This is a genomic window from Streptomyces daliensis, assembly GCF_054782395.1.
Genome location: NZ_BAAGSO010000137.1, coordinates 1 through 1683 on the forward strand (window position 1 = coordinate 1; position 1683 = coordinate 1683).

Consider the following 1683-nt stretch of genomic DNA (forward strand, 5'->3'; position numbering starts at 1 on the left):
CGCGTCCACATTCCGAAACCCAACGGAAAGACACGCCCGCTCGGTATGCCGTCCTGGTCGGACAAACTTGTCGGCGAAGTGATCCGCCTCCTACTGGAAGCGTATTACGAGCCCCGGTTCTCCGGCCGTTCCCACGGTTTCCGTCCCGGCCGGGGGTGTCACACGGCACTGTCCGAGGTGACGCACAACTGGGCTGGGACGACCTGGTTCATCGAAGGAGACATCTCCGACTGCTTCGGCTCGCTGGACCATGAGGTTCTGCTGGCCATCCTGTCTGAGAAGGTCCACGACAACCGGTTCCTCCGTCTCATCCAACAGATGCTGAAGGCGGGATACCTGGAGGATTGGAAGTGGCACGCCACCTTGTCGGGTGCCCCGCAAGGCGGTGTCCTCTCTCCACTCTTGTCCAACATCTACATGGACCGGCTGGACACATTCGTCGAAACAGTTCTCATCCCGGAATACACCCGAGGAGCATCCCGGCGCAGAAACCCTGCTTACCAGAAGTTGGATAACGCGATCGGGGCCGAAAGGAAGCGGCTCGCAAGAAGAAAGGAGCACACCGAGACCGCCCAAGTCCGCCAATGGCGCAAAGAGCTACGCCGCCTGCCTTCCGGGGATCCACATGACCCTGGCTACCGGCGGCTACGTTACCTACGCTACGCAGACGATCACCTCCTCGGGTTCATCGGACCCAAGGCCGAAGCCGAGACGATCAAGCAGCGCCTGGCCACATTCCTGCGCGACGATCTCAAGCTGGAACTGAACCAGGAAAAGACACTGATCACACATGGTCGCACTCAAGCGGCCCGATTCCTCGGCTACGACATCACCGTCCAGCACGCCGACGCCAAGATCACCCGAGGGAGCCGCATCACCCGCGGCAGACGTACCGTCAACGGGAAGATCCAACTCCGCGTGCCCAAAGACGTGATCAAAGCCAAATGCGCCCCGTTTCTACGACGCGGCAAACCCGCGCACCTGCCCCAGCTGATGAGTTGCACACCCTTCGACATCATCAGCACCTACGGGGCCCAATACCGGGGTGTCGTTCAGTACTACCTGCCAGCTGGCGACGTTTACAGACTCGACCGGCTCAAGGGGGTCATGCTGACCTCCATGCTCAAGACCCTCGCCGCCAGGCACCGGTCCCGAGTAACCGCGATGGCCAACAAGTACAAGACGGTTATCCGGACACCCAGCGGACCACGACGGTGCTTCGAGGCAAAAGTCGAACGCGAGGGCAGGAAACCACTGATCGCGCGGTTCGGTGGCATTCCCCTGACCCGGCAACGGAAGGAAGTCATCAATGACCTTCCACCCACCCTGTTCACTCCTCGCAGTCGCCCACGCGGAAGCCAGCTCATCGACCGGCTCCGAAGAGGACGGTGTGAACTCTGCGAAAAACGAACCGTCGTGCAAGTCCACCAAGTTCGCCACCTCGCAGAGCTCCAAGCGTGGAAGGAACGGCCCGCATGGTTGGAGCTGATGCTCAAGAAGCGGCGCAGAACACTCGTGGTCTGCCCGCCTTGTCATCAAGAAATCCATGCATAGCCAGGATCAGAATCACGCAGTAATCACTGGAGAGCCCGCTGCACCGAAAGGGTGCACGGCGGGTTCGGGCCGGGGGTCGCTGGAAAAGGAGCCGCACAGCGGAAACCTCGCCAGCGGCCTACCGGAACT

1 protein-coding gene is annotated in these 1683 nt (G+C 61.0%); it reads left to right on the forward strand.

Features of this window, described 5'->3' with window-relative positions:
* The coding region (locus ACYVOO_RS39385; protein WP_461020529.1) for a reverse transcriptase/maturase family protein at positions 1-1554 on the forward strand (1554 nt) is incomplete at its 5' end.
* Positions 1555-1683: the final 129 nt, after the last annotated feature.